The 15,595-nt window shown below is 60.1% G+C and carries 17 protein-coding genes; 8 read left to right on the top strand and 9 right to left on the bottom strand.

The genetic code is table 11. The annotated features are described in order from the left end of the window. Nucleotides 1–49: 49 nt before the first annotated feature. The 4 genes from IDH44_RS06925 to IDH44_RS06910 all read right to left on the bottom strand — a co-directional run bounded on the left by IDH44_RS06925 (nucleotide 50) and on the right by IDH44_RS06910 (nucleotide 2,864). Nucleotides 50–1,072, bottom strand: a complete 1,023-nt coding sequence (locus tag IDH44_RS06925) for a magnesium transporter CorA family protein (RefSeq protein WP_190916032.1) — start codon at nucleotides 1,070–1,072, stop codon at nucleotides 50–52. A 169-nt stretch (nucleotides 1,073–1,241) separates the two neighbouring features. Further along, entirely contained in the window at nucleotides 1,242–2,027 is a 786-nt protein-coding gene (locus IDH44_RS06920) for a sigma-70 family RNA polymerase sigma factor (RefSeq protein ID WP_190916030.1), read from the bottom strand. Beyond that, nucleotides 2,024–2,503, bottom strand: a complete 480-nt coding sequence (gene rsbW, locus IDH44_RS06915) for an anti-sigma B factor RsbW (RefSeq protein WP_190916028.1) — start codon at nucleotides 2,501–2,503, stop codon at nucleotides 2,024–2,026. Before rsbW ends, IDH44_RS06920 begins: the two co-directional genes overlap by 4 nt. Before the next feature lie 28 nt (nucleotides 2,504–2,531). After that, nucleotides 2,532–2,864, bottom strand: a complete 333-nt coding sequence (locus tag IDH44_RS06910) for an STAS domain-containing protein (protein ID WP_190916026.1) — start codon at nucleotides 2,862–2,864, stop codon at nucleotides 2,532–2,534. A 437-nt stretch (nucleotides 2,865–3,301) separates the two neighbouring features. Between IDH44_RS06910 and IDH44_RS06905 the strand changes: the two genes are divergently transcribed. Beyond that, the gene (locus IDH44_RS06905) at nucleotides 3,302–3,829 is read left to right on the top strand and encodes a general stress protein (RefSeq protein ID WP_190916024.1); all 528 of its coding nucleotides are present in this window, start codon (nucleotides 3,302–3,304) and stop codon (nucleotides 3,827–3,829) included. Between the two features lie 108 nt (nucleotides 3,830–3,937). Here IDH44_RS06905 and IDH44_RS06900 read toward each other — a convergent pair whose 3' ends face one another. The 4 genes from IDH44_RS06900 to IDH44_RS06885 form a co-directional block, all read right to left on the bottom strand. Then, nucleotides 3,938–5,173 carry an NAD(P)/FAD-dependent oxidoreductase gene (locus tag IDH44_RS06900; protein ID WP_223869448.1) on the bottom strand — a complete coding sequence of 412 codons (1,236 nt, stop codon included), beginning with the start codon at nucleotides 5,171–5,173 and terminating at the stop codon, nucleotides 3,938–3,940. Between the two features lie 134 nt (nucleotides 5,174–5,307). After that, nucleotides 5,308–5,487: a hypothetical protein gene (locus IDH44_RS06895; protein ID WP_190916021.1), complete on the bottom strand. Its 180-nt coding sequence runs from the start codon at nucleotides 5,485–5,487 to the stop codon at nucleotides 5,308–5,310. 13 nt (nucleotides 5,488–5,500) lie between these two features. Beyond that, complete coding sequence (locus IDH44_RS06890; protein ID WP_190916019.1) at nucleotides 5,501–5,992, bottom strand: YtxH domain-containing protein; 492 nt, start codon at nucleotides 5,990–5,992, stop codon at nucleotides 5,501–5,503. Nucleotides 5,993–6,075: 83 nt separating this feature from the next. Further along, on the bottom strand, nucleotides 6,076–6,930 hold the full coding sequence (locus IDH44_RS06885; RefSeq protein ID WP_317890130.1) for an AraC family transcriptional regulator: 855 nt from the start codon (nucleotides 6,928–6,930) through the stop codon (nucleotides 6,076–6,078). A 154-nt stretch (nucleotides 6,931–7,084) separates the two neighbouring features. Here IDH44_RS06885 and IDH44_RS06880 point away from each other — a divergent pair, with 154 nt between their 5' ends. The 4 genes from IDH44_RS06880 (at nucleotide 7,085) to IDH44_RS06865 (ending at nucleotide 11,894) form a co-directional block, all read left to right on the top strand. Then, nucleotides 7,085–8,281, top strand: a complete 1,197-nt coding sequence (locus IDH44_RS06880; protein WP_190916016.1) for a galactokinase — start codon at nucleotides 7,085–7,087, stop codon at nucleotides 8,279–8,281. Further along, the gene (gene galE, locus IDH44_RS06875; protein WP_190916014.1) at nucleotides 8,282–9,277 is read left to right on the top strand and encodes a UDP-glucose 4-epimerase GalE; all 996 of its coding nucleotides are present in this window, start codon (nucleotides 8,282–8,284) and stop codon (nucleotides 9,275–9,277) included. Beyond that, complete coding sequence (locus tag IDH44_RS06870) at nucleotides 9,274–10,878, top strand: UDP-glucose--hexose-1-phosphate uridylyltransferase (protein WP_190916012.1); 1,605 nt, start codon at nucleotides 9,274–9,276, stop codon at nucleotides 10,876–10,878. The genes galE and IDH44_RS06870 overlap by 4 nt, the downstream gene beginning before the upstream one ends. Nucleotides 10,879–11,432: 554 nt before the next feature. Beyond that, nucleotides 11,433–11,894 carry a hypothetical protein gene (locus IDH44_RS06865; RefSeq protein ID WP_190916010.1) on the top strand — a complete coding sequence of 154 codons (462 nt, stop codon included), beginning with the start codon at nucleotides 11,433–11,435 and terminating at the stop codon, nucleotides 11,892–11,894. 53 nt (nucleotides 11,895–11,947) lie between these two features. Here IDH44_RS06865 and IDH44_RS06860 read toward each other — a convergent pair whose 3' ends face one another. Continuing rightward, nucleotides 11,948–12,181 (bottom strand): DUF1128 domain-containing protein, encoded by a 234-nt coding sequence (locus IDH44_RS06860; protein ID WP_190916007.1) that lies wholly within the window; start codon nucleotides 12,179–12,181, stop codon nucleotides 11,948–11,950. Nucleotides 12,182–12,315: 134 nt separating this feature from the next. On the opposite strand from IDH44_RS06860, the gene yyaC reads away from it, so the two are divergent. The 3 genes from yyaC (at nucleotide 12,316) to IDH44_RS06845 (ending at nucleotide 15,584) form a co-directional block, all read left to right on the top strand. Further along, nucleotides 12,316–12,951, top strand: coding sequence for a spore protease YyaC (yyaC, locus tag IDH44_RS06855; RefSeq protein ID WP_223869447.1), 636 nt, complete (start codon nucleotides 12,316–12,318; stop codon nucleotides 12,949–12,951). Beyond that, the gene (locus IDH44_RS06850) at nucleotides 12,948–13,802 is read left to right on the top strand and encodes an alpha/beta fold hydrolase (RefSeq protein ID WP_223869446.1); all 855 of its coding nucleotides are present in this window, start codon (nucleotides 12,948–12,950) and stop codon (nucleotides 13,800–13,802) included. Before yyaC ends, IDH44_RS06850 begins: the two co-directional genes overlap by 4 nt. 153 nt (nucleotides 13,803–13,955) lie before the next feature. Next, nucleotides 13,956–15,584, top strand: coding sequence for a histidine kinase N-terminal 7TM domain-containing diguanylate cyclase (locus IDH44_RS06845; protein ID WP_190916006.1), 1,629 nt, complete (start codon nucleotides 13,956–13,958; stop codon nucleotides 15,582–15,584). Nucleotides 15,585–15,595 lie beyond the last annotated feature (11 nt).

Raw genomic sequence — 15,595 nt, 5'->3', positions numbered from 1 at the left:
CACCGATGCGCGCATCGGTGTCTTTTGTAGGGTTACCTTAAGGAAAGCATCAGCCGCCTCGCCTGGAGCGCGAGAGGCGGCTTTTGCGGGGCGGCAAGATGCGCGCGTTTGAGACGGGGGATTCTCTCTTTTGAGGCTTGGCCGGCTTGCTCCCCTTGAGGATGTCCCCGGTCCAGCCCTTGCGCCATAGCCAGAAGAACACCAGGAGCGTGACGAGCGCGATCGCGCCGCAAATCGTCGCGAAGCCCCAAGGCTCTCCAAGCCATGGCATCGCTTCGAAATTCATGCCCCAGAGCGCGCCTGCCACTGTCGCCGGCGTGCACAATACAGTAAAGATCGTAAGCGTACGCATAATGTCATTGCCTCGAAAGCTAGCCGTAGCGTCATCCATGGAGATGAGCGTCTCAATCTCCGCGTGATAGTGGCTGAGCAGCGTCTCGATGCGCTGCAGCTTGTAGCGAAGTCGCGTATAGGCCGGCTCGTCTTGGGCCGCATCGAGAAACGCCTCTTGCGCAGCTTCCTCCAGCTCCTTGACCGGAATATAGAGGTGCCGCCAATGCAATAGCTCGTATCGCCGTTCGAATATTCGATCGATCAAATGCTTGTGGTTGCGATGCTGCATATGCGATTCCAGCTCGGCTAGCCTGGCTTCGAAGCGGTCCAGCCCGGCGTGGTAAGGGTCCAGCAGGGCGGTCAAGATGATAAAAAAAGCCGAAATGGCGCCTTCGCAGGCTTGCAGCTTGTCTTCCCACTGCGGTTGCTGCAGTCGAATCAGCAGCCGGGGGTCGTCATGGAGCGTATAAAGCGCTTCGGCGGACAATCGGTAGTGCAGATGCTGCATATCCTCAGACGCTTCGGACGCCTGAAAGCGAAGCGTACCATACAAAAAAGGCAGGCCGTCCGCACGATAGCCGATGCCGATTCGGTTATCGGTTTGATGGTAAGCCTCATCCACCCAGCCTGCGCATGCGGCGGGCAGGAGCTGCTTGGTCCGCGTCGGGGTCATGGCTTCGTCCATTACAACGGTCTGCCACGTCCAGCCCGCGGCGTACTGCAGCATGCGATGCGACATAGGCGTTCCTCCCGATCTTATCTCGTCGTTGCTTCATCCATCATACTCGAATTTGACGCGCACGACAATTTTTAGCCGCACCAAATAAAAGGCGAGCATGCGTCAGCGCAAAAAACGCTGTTCATGCCCGCTCTAGTATTCGTGAGAAAAATGCCTGAACGCCGCGTAATCATAAATGGGCGTCATACGCGTCATTAGCCTCCGTTAAATAGTGCTTAAGCTTATCGATCGCCCGTTTTTGAATGCGGGAAATGCTCATTTGCGAGACGCCGAGCTGGTCGGCAATCGTGCGCTGCGGCAGGCCGTCGTCGAACACGAGCAGCAATACTTGCTGCTCCTCCGGTTTCAGCTTGGCCATCGCTTCCTGCAAATCGAGCTTTTTATCGACAGAGTCATAATCGTCTACCTGTGAGCCGATCAGCTCGCCCAAGGTCGTATTGCTCTCTTCTTCGGAGATCGGCGTATCCAGTGAGACGTAATGATACAGGTCGCGTCCAGCCAAAATTTCCAGCGTTTCCTCATAGCTTAGCTCCAGATGGGCTGCAATTTCGTCAACGTTGGGCGACCGCTCCAGTTTGACCGTGAGCTCGTCAACCGCTTGTTGCACCAGAATACCTTTTTCCTTGATGCGCCTAGGCACCTGCACGTACCAGGATTTGTCGCGCAAGTAGTTTTTCATATGCCCGATGATACTTTTCATCGCGTAAGGCTCGAATTGCACCCCGACAGAAGCATCGTATTGCGAAAATAATCGAAGCAAAGCCATCTGCCCGACCTGATAGAGATCCTCATACAAATCGGGACGGTTGCGCGAAATTTTGCCTGCTGCCATGCGCACCATTGATTCATAATGCTCGATCAACCGGGTTGCGATTTCATTGGTGGGATTGCTTTGGTAATCCAAAATCAGTGCAGCGGTTGCCTGCGGCGAAGAATTCGCGGATTGGGAACTCATACGTTCTCTTCACTCCTGACGAGGCGTTTGGTCAGGATCACCTCGGTACCTGCTTCGCTGTGCACCTCCACCTGATCCATGAGCGCCTGCATGAGATACAAGCCCAGTCCGCCGGCATTGATTTCATTGATGGACTTGCCCTCCAAAGGAGAAGCCGCCGATTCCACGTGCTGGGCATCAAAGCTTTTGCCGTTGTCCTTGACGACGATAGACAGCGCATCCTCCTTTTTGAAGAAGCGAACCTCCATGCGCGGCGGCTGCGAGGGCGCGTCCGCCGTTGTGCCGACGGGCGGATTGCCGTAGGCGTGGAGCACCGCATTGTTGCAGGCCTCCGATACGGCCACTTTCATATCCTCGATTTCTTCAAACATGAAGCCCATTTTGGCGGCTATGCCGTATAACGTAATCCGGACCAGGTCCACGTATTCCGCGGTGGCCGGCACTTCTAAATGAATCAGCTCTTCATTCATATTCATCGCGTTCATCCTCGATCCCTTCCCTGCGTTAGGTTTCCTGATTTTGTTTGGTAAGAAACTGGGTGATGCCGGTCATATCGAAGAGCTTCCGAATGTTAGGCGGAATCGCTTCGATGGTAAAGGAGGCTTGTTTGGCATTTCTGGCCTTCAACACGGAGACGAGAATACCGATGCCGGTGCTGTCGATATACTTGAGATCGCGAAGATTCAAAACCAAGTCGCGATCCGTCAGTTCGACGAGCGGAGCCATGGCGGCGCGCATCTGGCTAGCGACTTCCAAGTCGAATTCGCCGCTGACATAGACGACGCAGCGTCCTTCGTTCGTTTCGGTTCGCAGTTGAAACTTTTCGGGTTGCTTCATCTTGTTCTCTCCTGTACCTATTAAGATTGGGGGCGTCTCCAGACGATAATGACCGATGTTTATACTCATAATAATACCCTTCGGCTCGATGGTTGAAACAGAGGGGAAAATGTGGAACGACGGAGTGATTGAAAGCAAATCGGGCAGGGTAAAAAGGGAAAACGACGCATAAACCATTGCGAACAGGAGATGATCAGCATGCAAGATAATCGTTCGGTAGAAGTAGAAGAGCGGCATGTCGAACGTAAGTCGGACTCCAGCCGGGTAGCGGCAACTTTTATCAAGTACGCGGCTTACATTATCATATTTTTCGGCTTACTTTACTTCTTGGTCCAATATGTATTTCCGATGTTTTAAAATGGAAAGGTTTTTAAAATCGAAGGGTATGCTAAAGTTGGGCATTTCCAAGTATTGACGATATGGAAAGGGTGAAGGTCATGAGCAGGAAAATTGCGGTGTTTCAAAAAGATGAGGATGTCATCGAGACAGTCGAAGAGCTGCAGCGCAAAGGCTTTGGCCAGGAGCATCTGAAGGTGCTGGGCAAGGACCACGAGCATACGCGCCGGGTGGAAGAGGAGACGGGGATCGACGCGGAGGAGATCCAGGATCTTGCTGAAACGCGAGAGGAGCAGGACGCGACGCGGACAGGCTTGGCCGCACCGTTCTTCCTTGGCGGAATGGGTACAGGGGGCACGTCGCACGCCAGCGGCACCGGGGCCGCGCCCTATGCGCCGGCAGCGGGCGTGGGCCTGTTCGGCTGGTTGACAGGCAAGCGCTACTCGGATGACGACGAAGGCATCGGAGCGGCACTACGAGCGCTCGGTCTCAAAAAGGATGAGGCGCATGAAGCGCGCGAGGCCGTACGCGCAGGCGACATTGTCGTCATGGTCGAGAGCGACGACGACGCCAAGCTGGACGAAGCGGAAGCGGTCTATCGCAGTCACAACGCGACGCGGCTCCTCTAGAGACTGATCGGATCAGGATGCAGCCTGAATATGTGATGAAATAATGGGAAAAGCCGGAAGCGACACACTCCGGCTTTTTTCGAATATTCAGCCTTTATAAGGCAGCGTTCAGGTGCGTTGCAAAGTTGGACGGTCCAAAGCGACGATGTCGGCAACGGGATGACGCTCGCCGCTCAGCGTCTGTACGAGGAGATCGGCGGCAATCATGCTGTAGACGGTACCGTTGCCGCCGTATCCGAGACAATAGTACACGCCCGCCCAGCCGGGGTCAGGACCGATGAAGGGAAGGTCGTCGGCGGATTCGCCGAAGGTTGCGCTCCACGCAAATTCCAGTCTGGTATCCAGAGAAGGAAACAATTCGCTTAACCGAGCCTCCAACTGCCCGGCCCGCCGCGCCCGGGGACGCTTCCCGTGAATCGGCTCGCGTTTTTCCTCATCGAGCCCGCCAAGCACGATGCGGCCGCTCGGCGTCGTCCGCGCATAGAAGTAGGGACGAGCCGTCTCCCAGATGAGCATCCTCTCGTGCCAGGCTGCGAGGTCCGTCTGCGGCACCGTGACTGCGGCAAACGAACGGTTAAGCAAGGGACGAATCAGCTTGCCGCGCAATTCCTCGGGCTCATAGCCGATCGCATAAAGGACGGCATCCGCCACGACCGCGTCGCCATCTGCCGTCTCCAGCCGGTGGATGCCGTGCTCGGACGTGTGGCGGACAATCTCGGTATGCTCCCGAATCAAGGCGCCCTGCTCGGCGGCGCGGCGAACCAACGCCTGGACGAACCGGTACGGATTCACCTCGGCATCGCCGCGCGTTACGATGGCGCCCGGCTTGCGGAACGGAAAATGCGCCGAGATCCGGGCCGGGTCCCAATAATCGACGTCAAAGCCCGCCTGCTGCAGCCATTCAAATTCCTGCTGCAGGCGCGGCACATCCTGCTCCGAGCTGGCATAATACAGGCTGTCACGGGCAGCATAATTCACCGGCAATTCAAGCCGGACAGCCAACTCGCCCAATCGGGCGACGGCTTGGCCGCAAGCTTGGTAGAAACGGACGGCGGGCCCTTTGCCCAACTGCTTCGCCAATTCGTGCAGCATGATATCGTTGGAGAATTGCAACAAGCCGGTATTGGCGGATGTGCTGCCGCCGGCTACCTGCTCGCGGTCCAGCAGGACCGTGTCTATGCCATGCAGGGACAACGTGTACGCGGAGAGCGCGCCGGACATGCCGCCGCCGATGATGGCCACGCGCGTTCGTATAGCGCCCTCCAGAGTGGGATAAGAAGCATGGGGCTCGTTTGTTGTCGGCCAGTAGAGCTCGCCTTGATACAGGTCCATATTGTTGTTCAATCCTCCTTATCCTTAGATTTCGCTGGTCTCACGTCCTTCATGCGCGGCAAAGTCCACAAAAAAATGCCGGAACGCACATGCGTTCCGGCATTTTGAGCGGTCTGCGACCGACTAGGCGGCGGAAGAAGGCGGCTTTATTCTTGCTTGGGATCGGGCACCAGCCCGTCTTCCTCCAGCTCTTTATTCGTTTTCATGGCATCCATCTCGTTGCCCAAGCGTTTCATATCCTGCTCGTTTTGCACCATGGATCCATTTTGTACCTTGTCGACGCCGTCCGGCTTGTCCGGACGGTCTTCCTTGCTCGATTGACGCATTGCGCTCGCCTCCTCAGGGCTTGCTTGCGTTGTCCAGCGTCGCGCTCGTTTGGGCGGATGCTTGATCAATGGCGCCATGCGCCTTTTCTTCCGCTTCGTCGGCCGCTTCTTTGCTTTTGATGCTCAGCACTGCAGCAGACTCGCGCACTTTGTCGGCTGCCTTGCCGACCGCATCATGCGCTTGCGCCGCCGTGCTGGAAGAGCGCTGCTTCGCTGCCGCCGCGAGGTCCTGGACCTTGCCTTTCAGGATCGTCGCTTGTTCGCCGACCGCTTTGGCGGCTTGCTGGGCCTGGTCGGCCAACACCGTCGCCTTGGCCTTGACGACCTCGCTCGTCTCGCCGGTTTTGATCTTGATATCCTCCCGCAGCTCGCGGCCGGGTTTCGGTGCGAACAACAGCGCGACCGCTGCGCCGATCAGCCCGCCGATCAGCGCGCCTTTGAGCAGTTCGGCATTGCCCGAGCCGCCATTAACGTCCGTATTCGTCGTTTCGAGTTGGTTTTCCATACAGATCCTCTCCTTTGCAATTCTCCAGTGTTATAGGTTTTTTAACCAGTCCGCTCGGCGGTGAAACGCCGTCATCGACTTGTTCACAGCAGCGATGCGCGGTAAGCTGAGGGCGATTGAGCGTGAAAGCGCCGAAATTGCTTCGAGAAGTAGAGCGGATCGGAGAATCCGACCGACGAAGCAATCTGTTCGATCGTCAGCTCCCGGCGCTCCCGCAGCATCAGTCTGGCCTTGTCGATGCGCAGCTTGAGCAAAAAAGTGACGGGCGACATGTCCGTGTGCTGCTTGAACAGACGAGACAAGTAGGCGCGATTATAGCCGAACGTGTCGGCCATATCCTGAATCGAGACGGGCTCCGCATATTGTGTGGACAAGTAGTGCACAATCTGGCGAACGAGTCGTTCCTCGCTGCCCGCAAGGCGGCGGTCGGTTCGTCCGGTGCCCTCCAGCTCGCCGCTGATCCGGGCCAGCAGCAGGTGCAGGCAGCCGATTGCGGTCAGTGCCGCCCGGGGGCCGCCTACCCGGAAACCGCTCATAATCTGACTGAGCAGGCGCGCGGGCTGGCGGTCCGCGGCGGTATCGGCAATCGGGCGCAGCTCGTCGAAGCCCGCGAACACGGCGAGCTGTGCGGCATCCGGTCCGGTGAAGGCGACCCAACGGTAGCGCCACGGATTCTCGGCGTCGGCGACGTAGCTGACGAGCCGCTCCGGGGCGGCGAGGAAGGTATGCCCGGCGCGCATTTCGTAATCGGCGCGGGTGTCCTGACAGTGATACCTGCCTTTGCCGGAGAGTACATGGTGCAGCAGATAATAGTCGTAGACGCGCGGTCCGATGCGATGGCCGGGCCGAGTCTGGCTCTCGCCGGCGAACAGTACGTTCAGACTGCCGTGTGCCGTACTGACCGGGTTGGACACTACGGTATAGGTGGATTGCGGCACCCGAATCGCTCCTTCCTTCGTCTCCTGTAAGTGTAGCATAACGCCTGCCACAAAGTCACATTTCTACATGCGATGTTCACATTCCGCCATTTCCACCGCCCCTGAATACGCTTATACTAAAAGCATAAATCACGGCATGAAAGTGGTGTAAGACATGGCAAATCTCAAGCAGCTTCATGAAACCTTTATCCAACTGTACGGGGAAGGGGAGGCCAGGGTGCACGCGTTCCACGCGCCGGGCCGGGTCAATCTGATCGGCGAGCACACCGACTACAACGGCGGCTACGTCTTCCCGGCTGCGCTTACCTTCGGCACGACCCTGCTGATTCGCGAACGCGGCGATCGGAAGATCGGACTGGCCTCTACGAATTTTTCGCAGCGCGGCTGGTTCGAAGCGGATCGCATCGTCTACGACGACAAGGACGACTGGATGAACTATCCCAAGGGCATCGTCCGCGAGCTGCAACAAGGCGGCGAGCCGCTCCCGGCCGGATACGAGCTGCTGTATCACGGCGAGATTCCCAACGGAGCGGGTCTGTCGTCCTCGGCCTCGATCGAGGTCGTCACCGCCTATGCGCTGCTGACGCTCGCAGGGCGAGAGATCGACCGGGTACAGATCGCGCAACTGGCCCAGCGCTCGGAGAATGAATTCAACGGCGTGCAATGCGGCATCATGGACCAGTTCGCGGTCGCGACGGGCAGGCGGGACCATGCCATCCTGCTCATGTGCGACACCCTTGAATACGAGCTGGTGCCGCTGCGCCCCGGCCGCTGCAAGCTCGTCATCGGCAATACGAACAAGCGTCGCGGTCTCGTCGACTCCAAATATAACGAACGCCGCAGCGAATGCGAGCGCGCCGTAGAGGCGCTGCGCCCGGCCTTCCCGAAGTTGGAGCTGCTCGGACAGCTGACGCTGGACGAATTCGAGGCGCACGCGCATCTGATCGCGGACGAGACGGTGCGCCGCCGGGCACGGCACGTCGTGGAGGAGATCGACCGCGTCGTGCGTTCGGTCGAGGCGCTCAAGCGGGACGACCTCGAGACGTTCGGGCAGCTGATGAATGCTTCGCATGATTCGCTGCGCGAGCTGTACGAGGTGACCGGCGCCGAGCTGGACGCCATGGTGGAGGCTGCGCGGGCCGTGCCCGGCGTGCTGGGTTCGCGCATGACCGGCGCAGGCTTCGGGGGCTGCACGGTCTCGCTCGTGCACGAGGACAGCGTGGCCTCGTTCAGGTCCGAGGTTGGACGCGTCTATCGCGAGGCGACCGGATTGGAGCCGGAATTCTATGTGTGCGACATCGGCAACGGCGCGGAGCAGCTGCAGCTGCCCGCAGACAAGGAGGAGATCTAGATGGCGGTACTGGTTACCGGAGGAGCGGGTTACATCGGCTCGCATACCGTCGCAGCGCTTTTGGAGCGGGGCGAGGAGATCGTCGTCGTTGACAATATGCAGCAGGGCCACCCGCAGGCTGTACTCGGCGGCAAGCTCTACGAGGGCGATCTGCGGGACGAGGCGTTTTTGAATCAGGTATTTGAAGAGAACGAGATCGACGCGGTCATTCATTTCGCGGCGAATTCGCTAGTCGGCGAGAGCATGCAGCAGCCGGGCAAATATTATCACAACAACGTCTACGGCACGCTGTGTCTGCTGGAGCAGATGAACAAGCACGGCGTGCGGCGGATCGTCTTCTCCTCGACCGCGGCGACCTACGGCGAGCCCGAGCAGGTGCCGATCCGGGAGGAGGATCGCACCCTGCCGACCAACGCTTACGGCGAGACGAAGCTGGCGATGGAAAAAATGATGCGCTGGTTCGACGTGGCGCACGGCATCAAGTTCGTCTCGCTGCGCTACTTCAACGCGGCTGGCGCGCACGCCGGAGGTCGCATCGGGGAGGATCATCGTCCGGAGACGCATCTCATCCCGATCGTGCTGCAGGCGGCGCTCGGCCAGCGCCCGCATATCTCGCTATTCGGCGACGATTATGACACGCCGGACGGGAGCTGCGTGCGCGATTATATCCATGTCAGCGACCTGGCCGACGCCCATGTGCTGGCCGTGCAGCGGCTGCGCGGCGGCGCCGACAGCGCCGTGTACAATCTGGGCAACGGACGCGGCTTCTCGGTCAAGGAAGTGGTCGAGCTGGCCCGCGAGGTGACCGGATGCGAGATCCCGGTGCGGGTCGAGGCGCGCAGGGCCGGCGATCCGGCCGTCCTCGTGGCGGCCTCCGAGCGCGCACGGTCGGAGCTGGGCTGGCAGCCTGCCCGGGCCGGGCTGCGCGAGATCATCGCCAGCGCCTGGGCGTGGCATCAGGCTCGCCCGCACGGGTATGAGGATGAACGGGTATGAAAAAAAACGCGAACACCGCCGTCGTCAGCGAAGCCGCAACCGCGTCGGCGCTCGAAGCGATCGAGCGGCTGCTCGGCTACGGGCTGCGCGAGGGAATGCTGCAGCCGCTCGACGAAGCCTTCACGCGCAATGCGCTGCTGGAGCTGTTCGGCCTGCCGGCGCCTTATGAAGGACAGACCCGCCCGCAGGCGGCGGCCGAGCCGGGCGAGGCGCTCGATCCGCTGCTCGACTACGGCGCGGCCATCGGGTTGATTCCGGACAATACGACGCTCTGGCGGGACTTGCTCGACGCCCGCATCATGGGTCTCCTGCTGCCCCGTCCCTCGGCTGTGGCAGACGGCTTCGCGCGCGAGGCCGCGCGCGCTGGCGTCAGGGCGGCGACGGACGCATTCTACCGGCTCAACATCGCCGCCAATTACATCCGTATGGACCGCGTCCGCCGCAATGTGCGCTGGCTCCACGGCACCGATTACGGCGAGCTGGAGATGACGATCAACCTGTCCAAGCCGGAGAAGGATCCGAAGGAAATCGCGCTGCTCAAGACGCTGCCGCAGAGCAGCTACCCCAGGTGTCTGCTGTGCGAAGCGAACGTCGGCTACGCGGGCCGGGCGGATCATCCGGCCCGCCAGAATTTGCGCGTGCTGCCGCTGACTCTGCAGGATGAACAGTGGTTCTTCCAATATTCGCCGTACGTGTATTACAACGAGCACAGCATCGTGCTGCGCGGCGAGCATGTACCGATGAGCATTTCGCCCGCTACGTTTGCCCGACTGCTCGATTTTGTCGAGCAATTCCCGCATTATTTCGTCGGCTCCAACGCCGATCTGCCGATCGTCGGCGGCTCGATTCTCAATCACGACCACTTCCAGGGCGGCCGGCATCTGTTCGCCATGGAGGCGGCCCGCCCGGAGGCGCGCTATGTCCATCCGGAGCTCGAGCAGGTCGCGGTGGAACGCGTCGCCTGGCCGATGTCGGTCGTGCGGATGCGGAGCGCGAATCGTGCGCAGCTGCTGACGGCTGCGGAGCAGCTGCTGACGGCATGGCGCGGATACAGCGATCCGGAGGTCGATATCCTGGGCTGCAGCGAGCAGGAGGACGGAGCGGAGCCGCTGCAGCACAATACCGTTACGCCGATCGCGCGGCTGGGGGACGACGGCGCGTACGAGCTGGATCTCGTGCTGCGCAACAATCGGACGAGCGCACAGCATCCGGATGGCATCTTCCACCCGCATGCGGAGCTGCATCATATCAAGAAGGAGAACATCGGGCTCATCGAAGTGATGGGGCTGGCCGTCCTGCCGGGACGGCTCAAGACGGAGCTGGAGCAGCTGACGGGCTGGCTGACGGGCACGGCCGCCGAGCCGCTGGAGCGGCTGCGCGAGTCGGATCATCCGCTGCACGCGCATGCGGAGTGGATTGGCGAGCTGCGCCGCACGCACGGTGCTGCGCTTTCGCCGGCGGAGGCGGAGCAAGTGCTGCAGGAGGCGGTCGGGGACAAGTTTTTGCGCGTCCTGCTCGACGCCGGCGTGTTCAAGCGCACGCCCGACGGGGCGGCCGCCTTCGAGCGTTTTCTGCTGCAGGCCGGACTGGGGCCGGCCTGACAAGCGTATGCCTTCCGCAGCTCTAGCAACACGTTTGAGCACCCGCCATGCAGCAGCGCCTGAGCTTTTGCTCTTTGATTCAGGCAGCCCGGTGCCTGACGGCGTCCGATGAATCACTGCGTCCGATGACCCTATAATGGGCGTCGGGCGCTTTTTCGATATCTATGGAAAGTATATGACTTGCCGTATATTTATCCAGATTTCCCGGAACGAAACTCGTCGCGCCGCCGAAGGACGGCGCCAGCCGTTTCGCCTTGTCTGTCTGCCCCGCCCCAGGCAGCCACGCTTGTCTGCCCCGGTCTGTCCGCCCTGCGTCTGTTTGCCCCGCGATTGTCTGCCACGCCAGGCCGCTTCGCCCCCCGACCGCTTTGCACCCGTCGCAGTCGTTGACGATCGCGAGCCGTTTGTGTTGATAATAACAAATTTAACCTGGAATGTTGAACATTTTAACATTTTTATCAGGGGGGATGGAGGAAATCACACGTTTTTCGCGAATATAATTCCTAGTTCATCTTATTCATGACAAATTATTCATGTTAAATGGAGGGAATTTCATGTCCGCAGAGCCGATTATCGCATTGGAAGAGTTTGTGAATTTGGATACCGAGCAGCAGGTCGAGAATTTGAAGCGCTGGAAGGCTGACTACACGTTGAAGGACATTCGGGAGGTATGGGGCTTCAAGCATTCGGCCCAGTATTATATGCTGCTCAAAAAGCTGCGCATCTACGAGCAGGTCGTCAACAAGTCGGACAAGTTCCACCCCGAGCAAATGATGCAGCGGGCGCAGCAGCAGGAGGCGCCCCGCGGGTATGTGCGAGAGGATCACTTCGATTACCAGTTGAATACGACGCTGAGCGGCCCCGAGCTGGCGGAAAGGCTTGAGCGCGCGGCGCAATTTTTGCGCGGAGAGGACAAGCCGGTCAGCGTGCGGCTATACCTGGCTACGTTGGAAGTAGCCAAAGAAGAAGCGTCCGAAGCATCCGAAACGTCCGAAGCGGAAGCCGAGGAGGCGTGAGCGAGGCGGGTCAGGCATCGGCCTGGCCCGTCTCTTTTTCATTGTGAGGCGAATCAGGTGGCGGAGGTACGCAGACGGCCGAGCTCCGAGACGAGCGCTTCGACTTCGCTGATGCTGAAGTTCTGCTTGCCGGCCACGTGATCGTACAGATCCTTGACATCCTCGTACTGGTCCAGTTGGAAATGAGACGGCTGCATGGCTGCGCCGGACGCCATCCGCAGCTTGGTTTTAATGGAGTCGATCATATATTCGAGATTTTCGCGGTTCGGTTCTTCAAGGTTATGCATCGTAGACCCTCCTTTCGCTTCGCGTGTGCATCTCCCGCCATTTTATCACGAACCTTGACATCCCGCCATTGATTGCCGCGGCGGATTGATTTCGTTACAATAGAGACTAATCATCATTCAAGGAGGGAGCGGCAATGAAACGAGGCCGATCCGACATGGACATCCGGCCATGGCTCCGGCCAGCTTTATCGGGAAAAGAACTGGTCAGACACGATGCGCTGCAGCAGCGACGCACCGACGAGCAGGGACTGCGTCAATTTTTGCAGCAGATTGCGAAGAGCCACCCCGCTCCGGAATCGGTCGCATTTTTGTGCATCGGCACCGATCGTTCGACCGGGGATGCGCTCGGGCCGCTGACCGGGGACCTGCTGCGCCGCCAAGGCTGGGCCCGTGTACACGGGACACTGGAAGCGCCTTGCGACGCCTCGCGGCTGGGCGAGGTGGTGGAATCGCTCCGGTCCGAGCATACCGTGATTGCAATCGACGCTTGTCTCGGTCTTGCGCGCTCGGTCGGCGCCTATCTCGTCGACGAAGGTCCGCTCGCGCCGGCCATGGCGCTAGGGACCTCGCTCCCTCCGGTCGGGCACTACAGCATCGCCGGCGTCGTCGGCGTGCTGGGTCCTCGTCCCTACGCGTCGCTGCAGAGCGCGTCCTTGCATCGTGTTATGCAGATGGCCGCGGCGATTGCAGACAGCATCGAGCAGGCGTGGGCACCTGAGGAGCCTGCCTCTTCACATACAGCCACATATCCAGGAGGAGATCGCGAATGAATGCAAGATCGATGGCGGACCGCAAGCTTGCTTTTCATCCCGGAGGCGAGGTGCCGACCGGAGAACTGGCCTATTACGATAGCGCGCCCGAGGGCGCTCCGGGTCCCGCGCTCGTGCTGCTGCACGGGTATTGCGGCAGCTCCGCTTATTGGCAAAAGACTGCGCCCTATCTGCAGAGCGCCGCACGATTGATCATTCCGGATCTGCGCGGGCACGGCGCCTCATGCGCGCCGGACCAGGACGTGTATGCCATGGAGGATTTTGCAGACGATCTGCAGCTGCTGCTGGACGAACTGCAGCTGCCGCGGCCGATTGTGATCGGGCACTCGCTGGGGGGCTACATCGCGCTTGCTGCGGCGGAGCGCTATGGCGAGCGATTGGGTGGGATCGGACTTGTCCACTCTACGGCTCATGCCGATACCGAGGCGGCCAAGGCGGGCCGCGACAAGGCGGTCGACACCCTCGTGAATGAGGGCATTCGGATCTTCGTCGACGGTCTGGTGCCCAAATTGTTCGCACCCGAGCATCTCGAGACGCTGGCGATGGAGGTGGAGGCGGTCAAGGAGATCGGCTATCGCACGGATGTGAACGGAGCCGCCGCCACGGCGCGGGGCATGAAGGCGCGTCCGGATCGCAATGCGGTCCTGCAGCGCGCGGATCTGCCCGTCCTGCTCGTGGCCGGGACCCGGGACGGAGTCGTACCGGCGGAGCGTACATTCAGCGCCGAAGGAGCGCATATCCGCACCTGTCTGCTCGAGGGCGCCGGCCACATGGGCATGATCGAGTCGGCGCCGGAGGAAGCGCAGGCGCTGCGCGCCTTTGCGGCTTCGGCAGCGTCGACAACGGACTGAAGGGGCCGCAAATATGTTGCAGCGATTGTCGCATAAAAAGAGAGTGTGTTAGAATAAATAACAGAGTAAGCTGCTGGTCCCGCTCTACGCTAGACAATCATGCTGAATGGGTGAACCACGTTGGGACTCATGTATGGATCGGACATATTTTTCATGCTGTTGCTTTTTTTTGTGCTCTCGTTCGTGTTGATTACCAATACGATTACGAGTTTACATAAGGTATATTTGGGGCTTTTAACCCTGCTCTTGGTGTGGGTGATGGCTCGTTTTGGCTTGCACGCGGCAGTCGATACGGGGCAGGGGCTCTACTACGGTGCGGCTGCATACGCGCTATTGGCGATGATTGGTGCCGGTGCGCTGCTGTTCGCGATGCAACTGGCGCAGCGGGCGAGGCGCCCGCGGCACCAGCTGTACATCGGAGCGCCTGGCGTGCTGATTGCCGCCGCCGCGCTCCTGAATCCGGGCGGACTCTTCCTCTCCGGGAGTGGAGACGCCGGGGCATGGACCTACGGAGCAGGACACTGGGTGCTGCTGGCGGCGCTCGCCGGCAGCGGCGTCTACGGCTTGTACATGCTGCTGGCGGCGAGCGAGCCGGCGAATCCGCGCTTGCGGCGTCAGATCCGCTGGGCGCTGAGCGGTCTGGCCTGCGGTGTGCCGCTGCTGCTCGCGGGGCTCGCGCTGGAGACGCTGGGCAGCGGCGGCGAGGAGGAGGCCATGACGAATGCCGGTCTCTCGCTGCTCGTCCTGGGTTTGACGGGAGCTGTCCATCGCCACAAGGAATTCAGCGTCGTCGATATCGCACAGCAGGATGTCATTGACAGCATGGATACCGGCGTCCTGGTGTTGGATGAACACGATGTCGTTCTCGAGGTCAATAAGGCCTTTCGCCCCTATATCGACGTTCGGGTCGGCGATCCCCTCGACATCGAGGCCTTTCTGGCTTCGCTCCGTATTCAAAAAGGGGGGGGAGATTTTTTGGCGGGGTATCGCGCCGCCCTCCCCCAACGCGCGCAGCTTGAAGCCGAAGCGGGGCGCGACGGAAGTCTGAGCGTCGTGATTTACGCCGCCCCGATTTTCGACCAATACCGGACCAAAATTGGCCGAATCGTCACATTGCAGGACGTCAGCGAGCTGCGCCGGCTGATCAGCGTCGCGGAGCACACCAATCAGCGGCTGCAGGAGCGCAATCGGGCGCTGATCCGGATGCAGGACGAGTTGTTTCAAGCGAATCAAAAGCTGGAGCAAATGGCGATTACCGATAGCCTCACCGGCTGCTATAATCGACGCTATCTGATGCGGCACCTGGAACGGGATATGCTGGAGCGAACTCGGCTGCAGGTGCCGTTTGCCGTGCTGTTGTTCGATCTGGACCTGTTCAAGGCGGTCAACGACAGGCATGGACATCTGGTCGGGGACGACGTCATCTGCGCGACGGCGGAGGCCGTGCGGGCGGTGTTGCGGCCCACCGATCTGCTGGCCCGCTTCGGAGGTGAGGAATTCACGGTCTATCTTCCGAATACGAATGCGACGCAGACGCATATGTTGGCCGAGCGGCTCCGGGCCGCCGTCGCTGCCAATCGGATTCCGCTGGGCAGCGGCGGAGAGACGGTGACGATCACGATCAGCATGGGCGTACTCAAGGTGCCGGAGGTCTGTATGCCCGAGGGGACCGAGGTGAAGAGCTACCTGCGGGAGTTGTTCGCCCAGGCAGACGCCGCGCTGTATCGCGCCAAAAACGAAGGCAGGAATCGAATTGTGTATGCGCAAAGTAGAACATTATAAGCCAAGCGGCA

This window comes from Paenibacillus sabuli, from assembly GCF_014705605.1.
In the GTDB taxonomy this organism is placed as follows: domain Bacteria; phylum Bacillota; class Bacilli; order Paenibacillales; family Paenibacillaceae; genus Paenibacillus_D; species Paenibacillus_D sabuli.
The sequence above is the reverse complement of the archived record's forward strand: the minus strand, read 5'-3'. Positions and strand labels throughout refer to the sequence as shown.

Bases quoted from the DNA above. Each gene is read 5' to 3' on its own strand.
- IDH44_RS06925 (WP_190916032.1), bottom strand. From the start codon at position 1,072: ATGTCGCATCGCATGCTGCAGTACGCCGCGGGCTGGACGTGGCAGACC.
- IDH44_RS06920 (WP_190916030.1), bottom strand. From the start codon at position 2,027: ATGAGTTCCCAATCCGCGAATTCTTCGCCGCAGGCAACCGCTGCACTG.
- rsbW (WP_190916028.1), bottom strand. From the start codon at position 2,503: ATGAATATGAATGAAGAGCTGATTCATTTAGAAGTGCCGGCCACCGCG.
- IDH44_RS06910 (WP_190916026.1), bottom strand. From the start codon at position 2,864: ATGAAGCAACCCGAAAAGTTTCAACTGCGAACCGAAACGAACGAAGGA.
- IDH44_RS06905 (WP_190916024.1), top strand. From the start codon at position 3,302: ATGAGCAGGAAAATTGCGGTGTTTCAAAAAGATGAGGATGTCATCGAG.
- IDH44_RS06895 (WP_190916021.1), bottom strand. From the start codon at position 5,487: ATGCGTCAATCGAGCAAGGAAGACCGTCCGGACAAGCCGGACGGCGTC.
- IDH44_RS06890 (WP_190916019.1), bottom strand. From the start codon at position 5,992: ATGGAAAACCAACTCGAAACGACGAATACGGACGTTAATGGCGGCTCG.
- IDH44_RS06880 (WP_190916016.1), top strand. From the start codon at position 7,085: ATGGCAAATCTCAAGCAGCTTCATGAAACCTTTATCCAACTGTACGGG.
- galE (WP_190916014.1), top strand. From the start codon at position 8,282: ATGGCGGTACTGGTTACCGGAGGAGCGGGTTACATCGGCTCGCATACC.
- IDH44_RS06870 (WP_190916012.1), top strand. From the start codon at position 9,274: ATGAAAAAAAACGCGAACACCGCCGTCGTCAGCGAAGCCGCAACCGCG.
- IDH44_RS06865 (WP_190916010.1), top strand. From the start codon at position 11,433: ATGTCCGCAGAGCCGATTATCGCATTGGAAGAGTTTGTGAATTTGGAT.
- IDH44_RS06860 (WP_190916007.1), bottom strand. From the start codon at position 12,181: ATGCATAACCTTGAAGAACCGAACCGCGAAAATCTCGAATATATGATC.
- yyaC (WP_223869447.1), top strand. From the start codon at position 12,316: ATGAAACGAGGCCGATCCGACATGGACATCCGGCCATGGCTCCGGCCA.
- IDH44_RS06850 (WP_223869446.1), top strand. From the start codon at position 12,948: ATGAATGCAAGATCGATGGCGGACCGCAAGCTTGCTTTTCATCCCGGA.
- IDH44_RS06845 (WP_190916006.1), top strand. From the start codon at position 13,956: ATGCTGTTGCTTTTTTTTGTGCTCTCGTTCGTGTTGATTACCAATACG.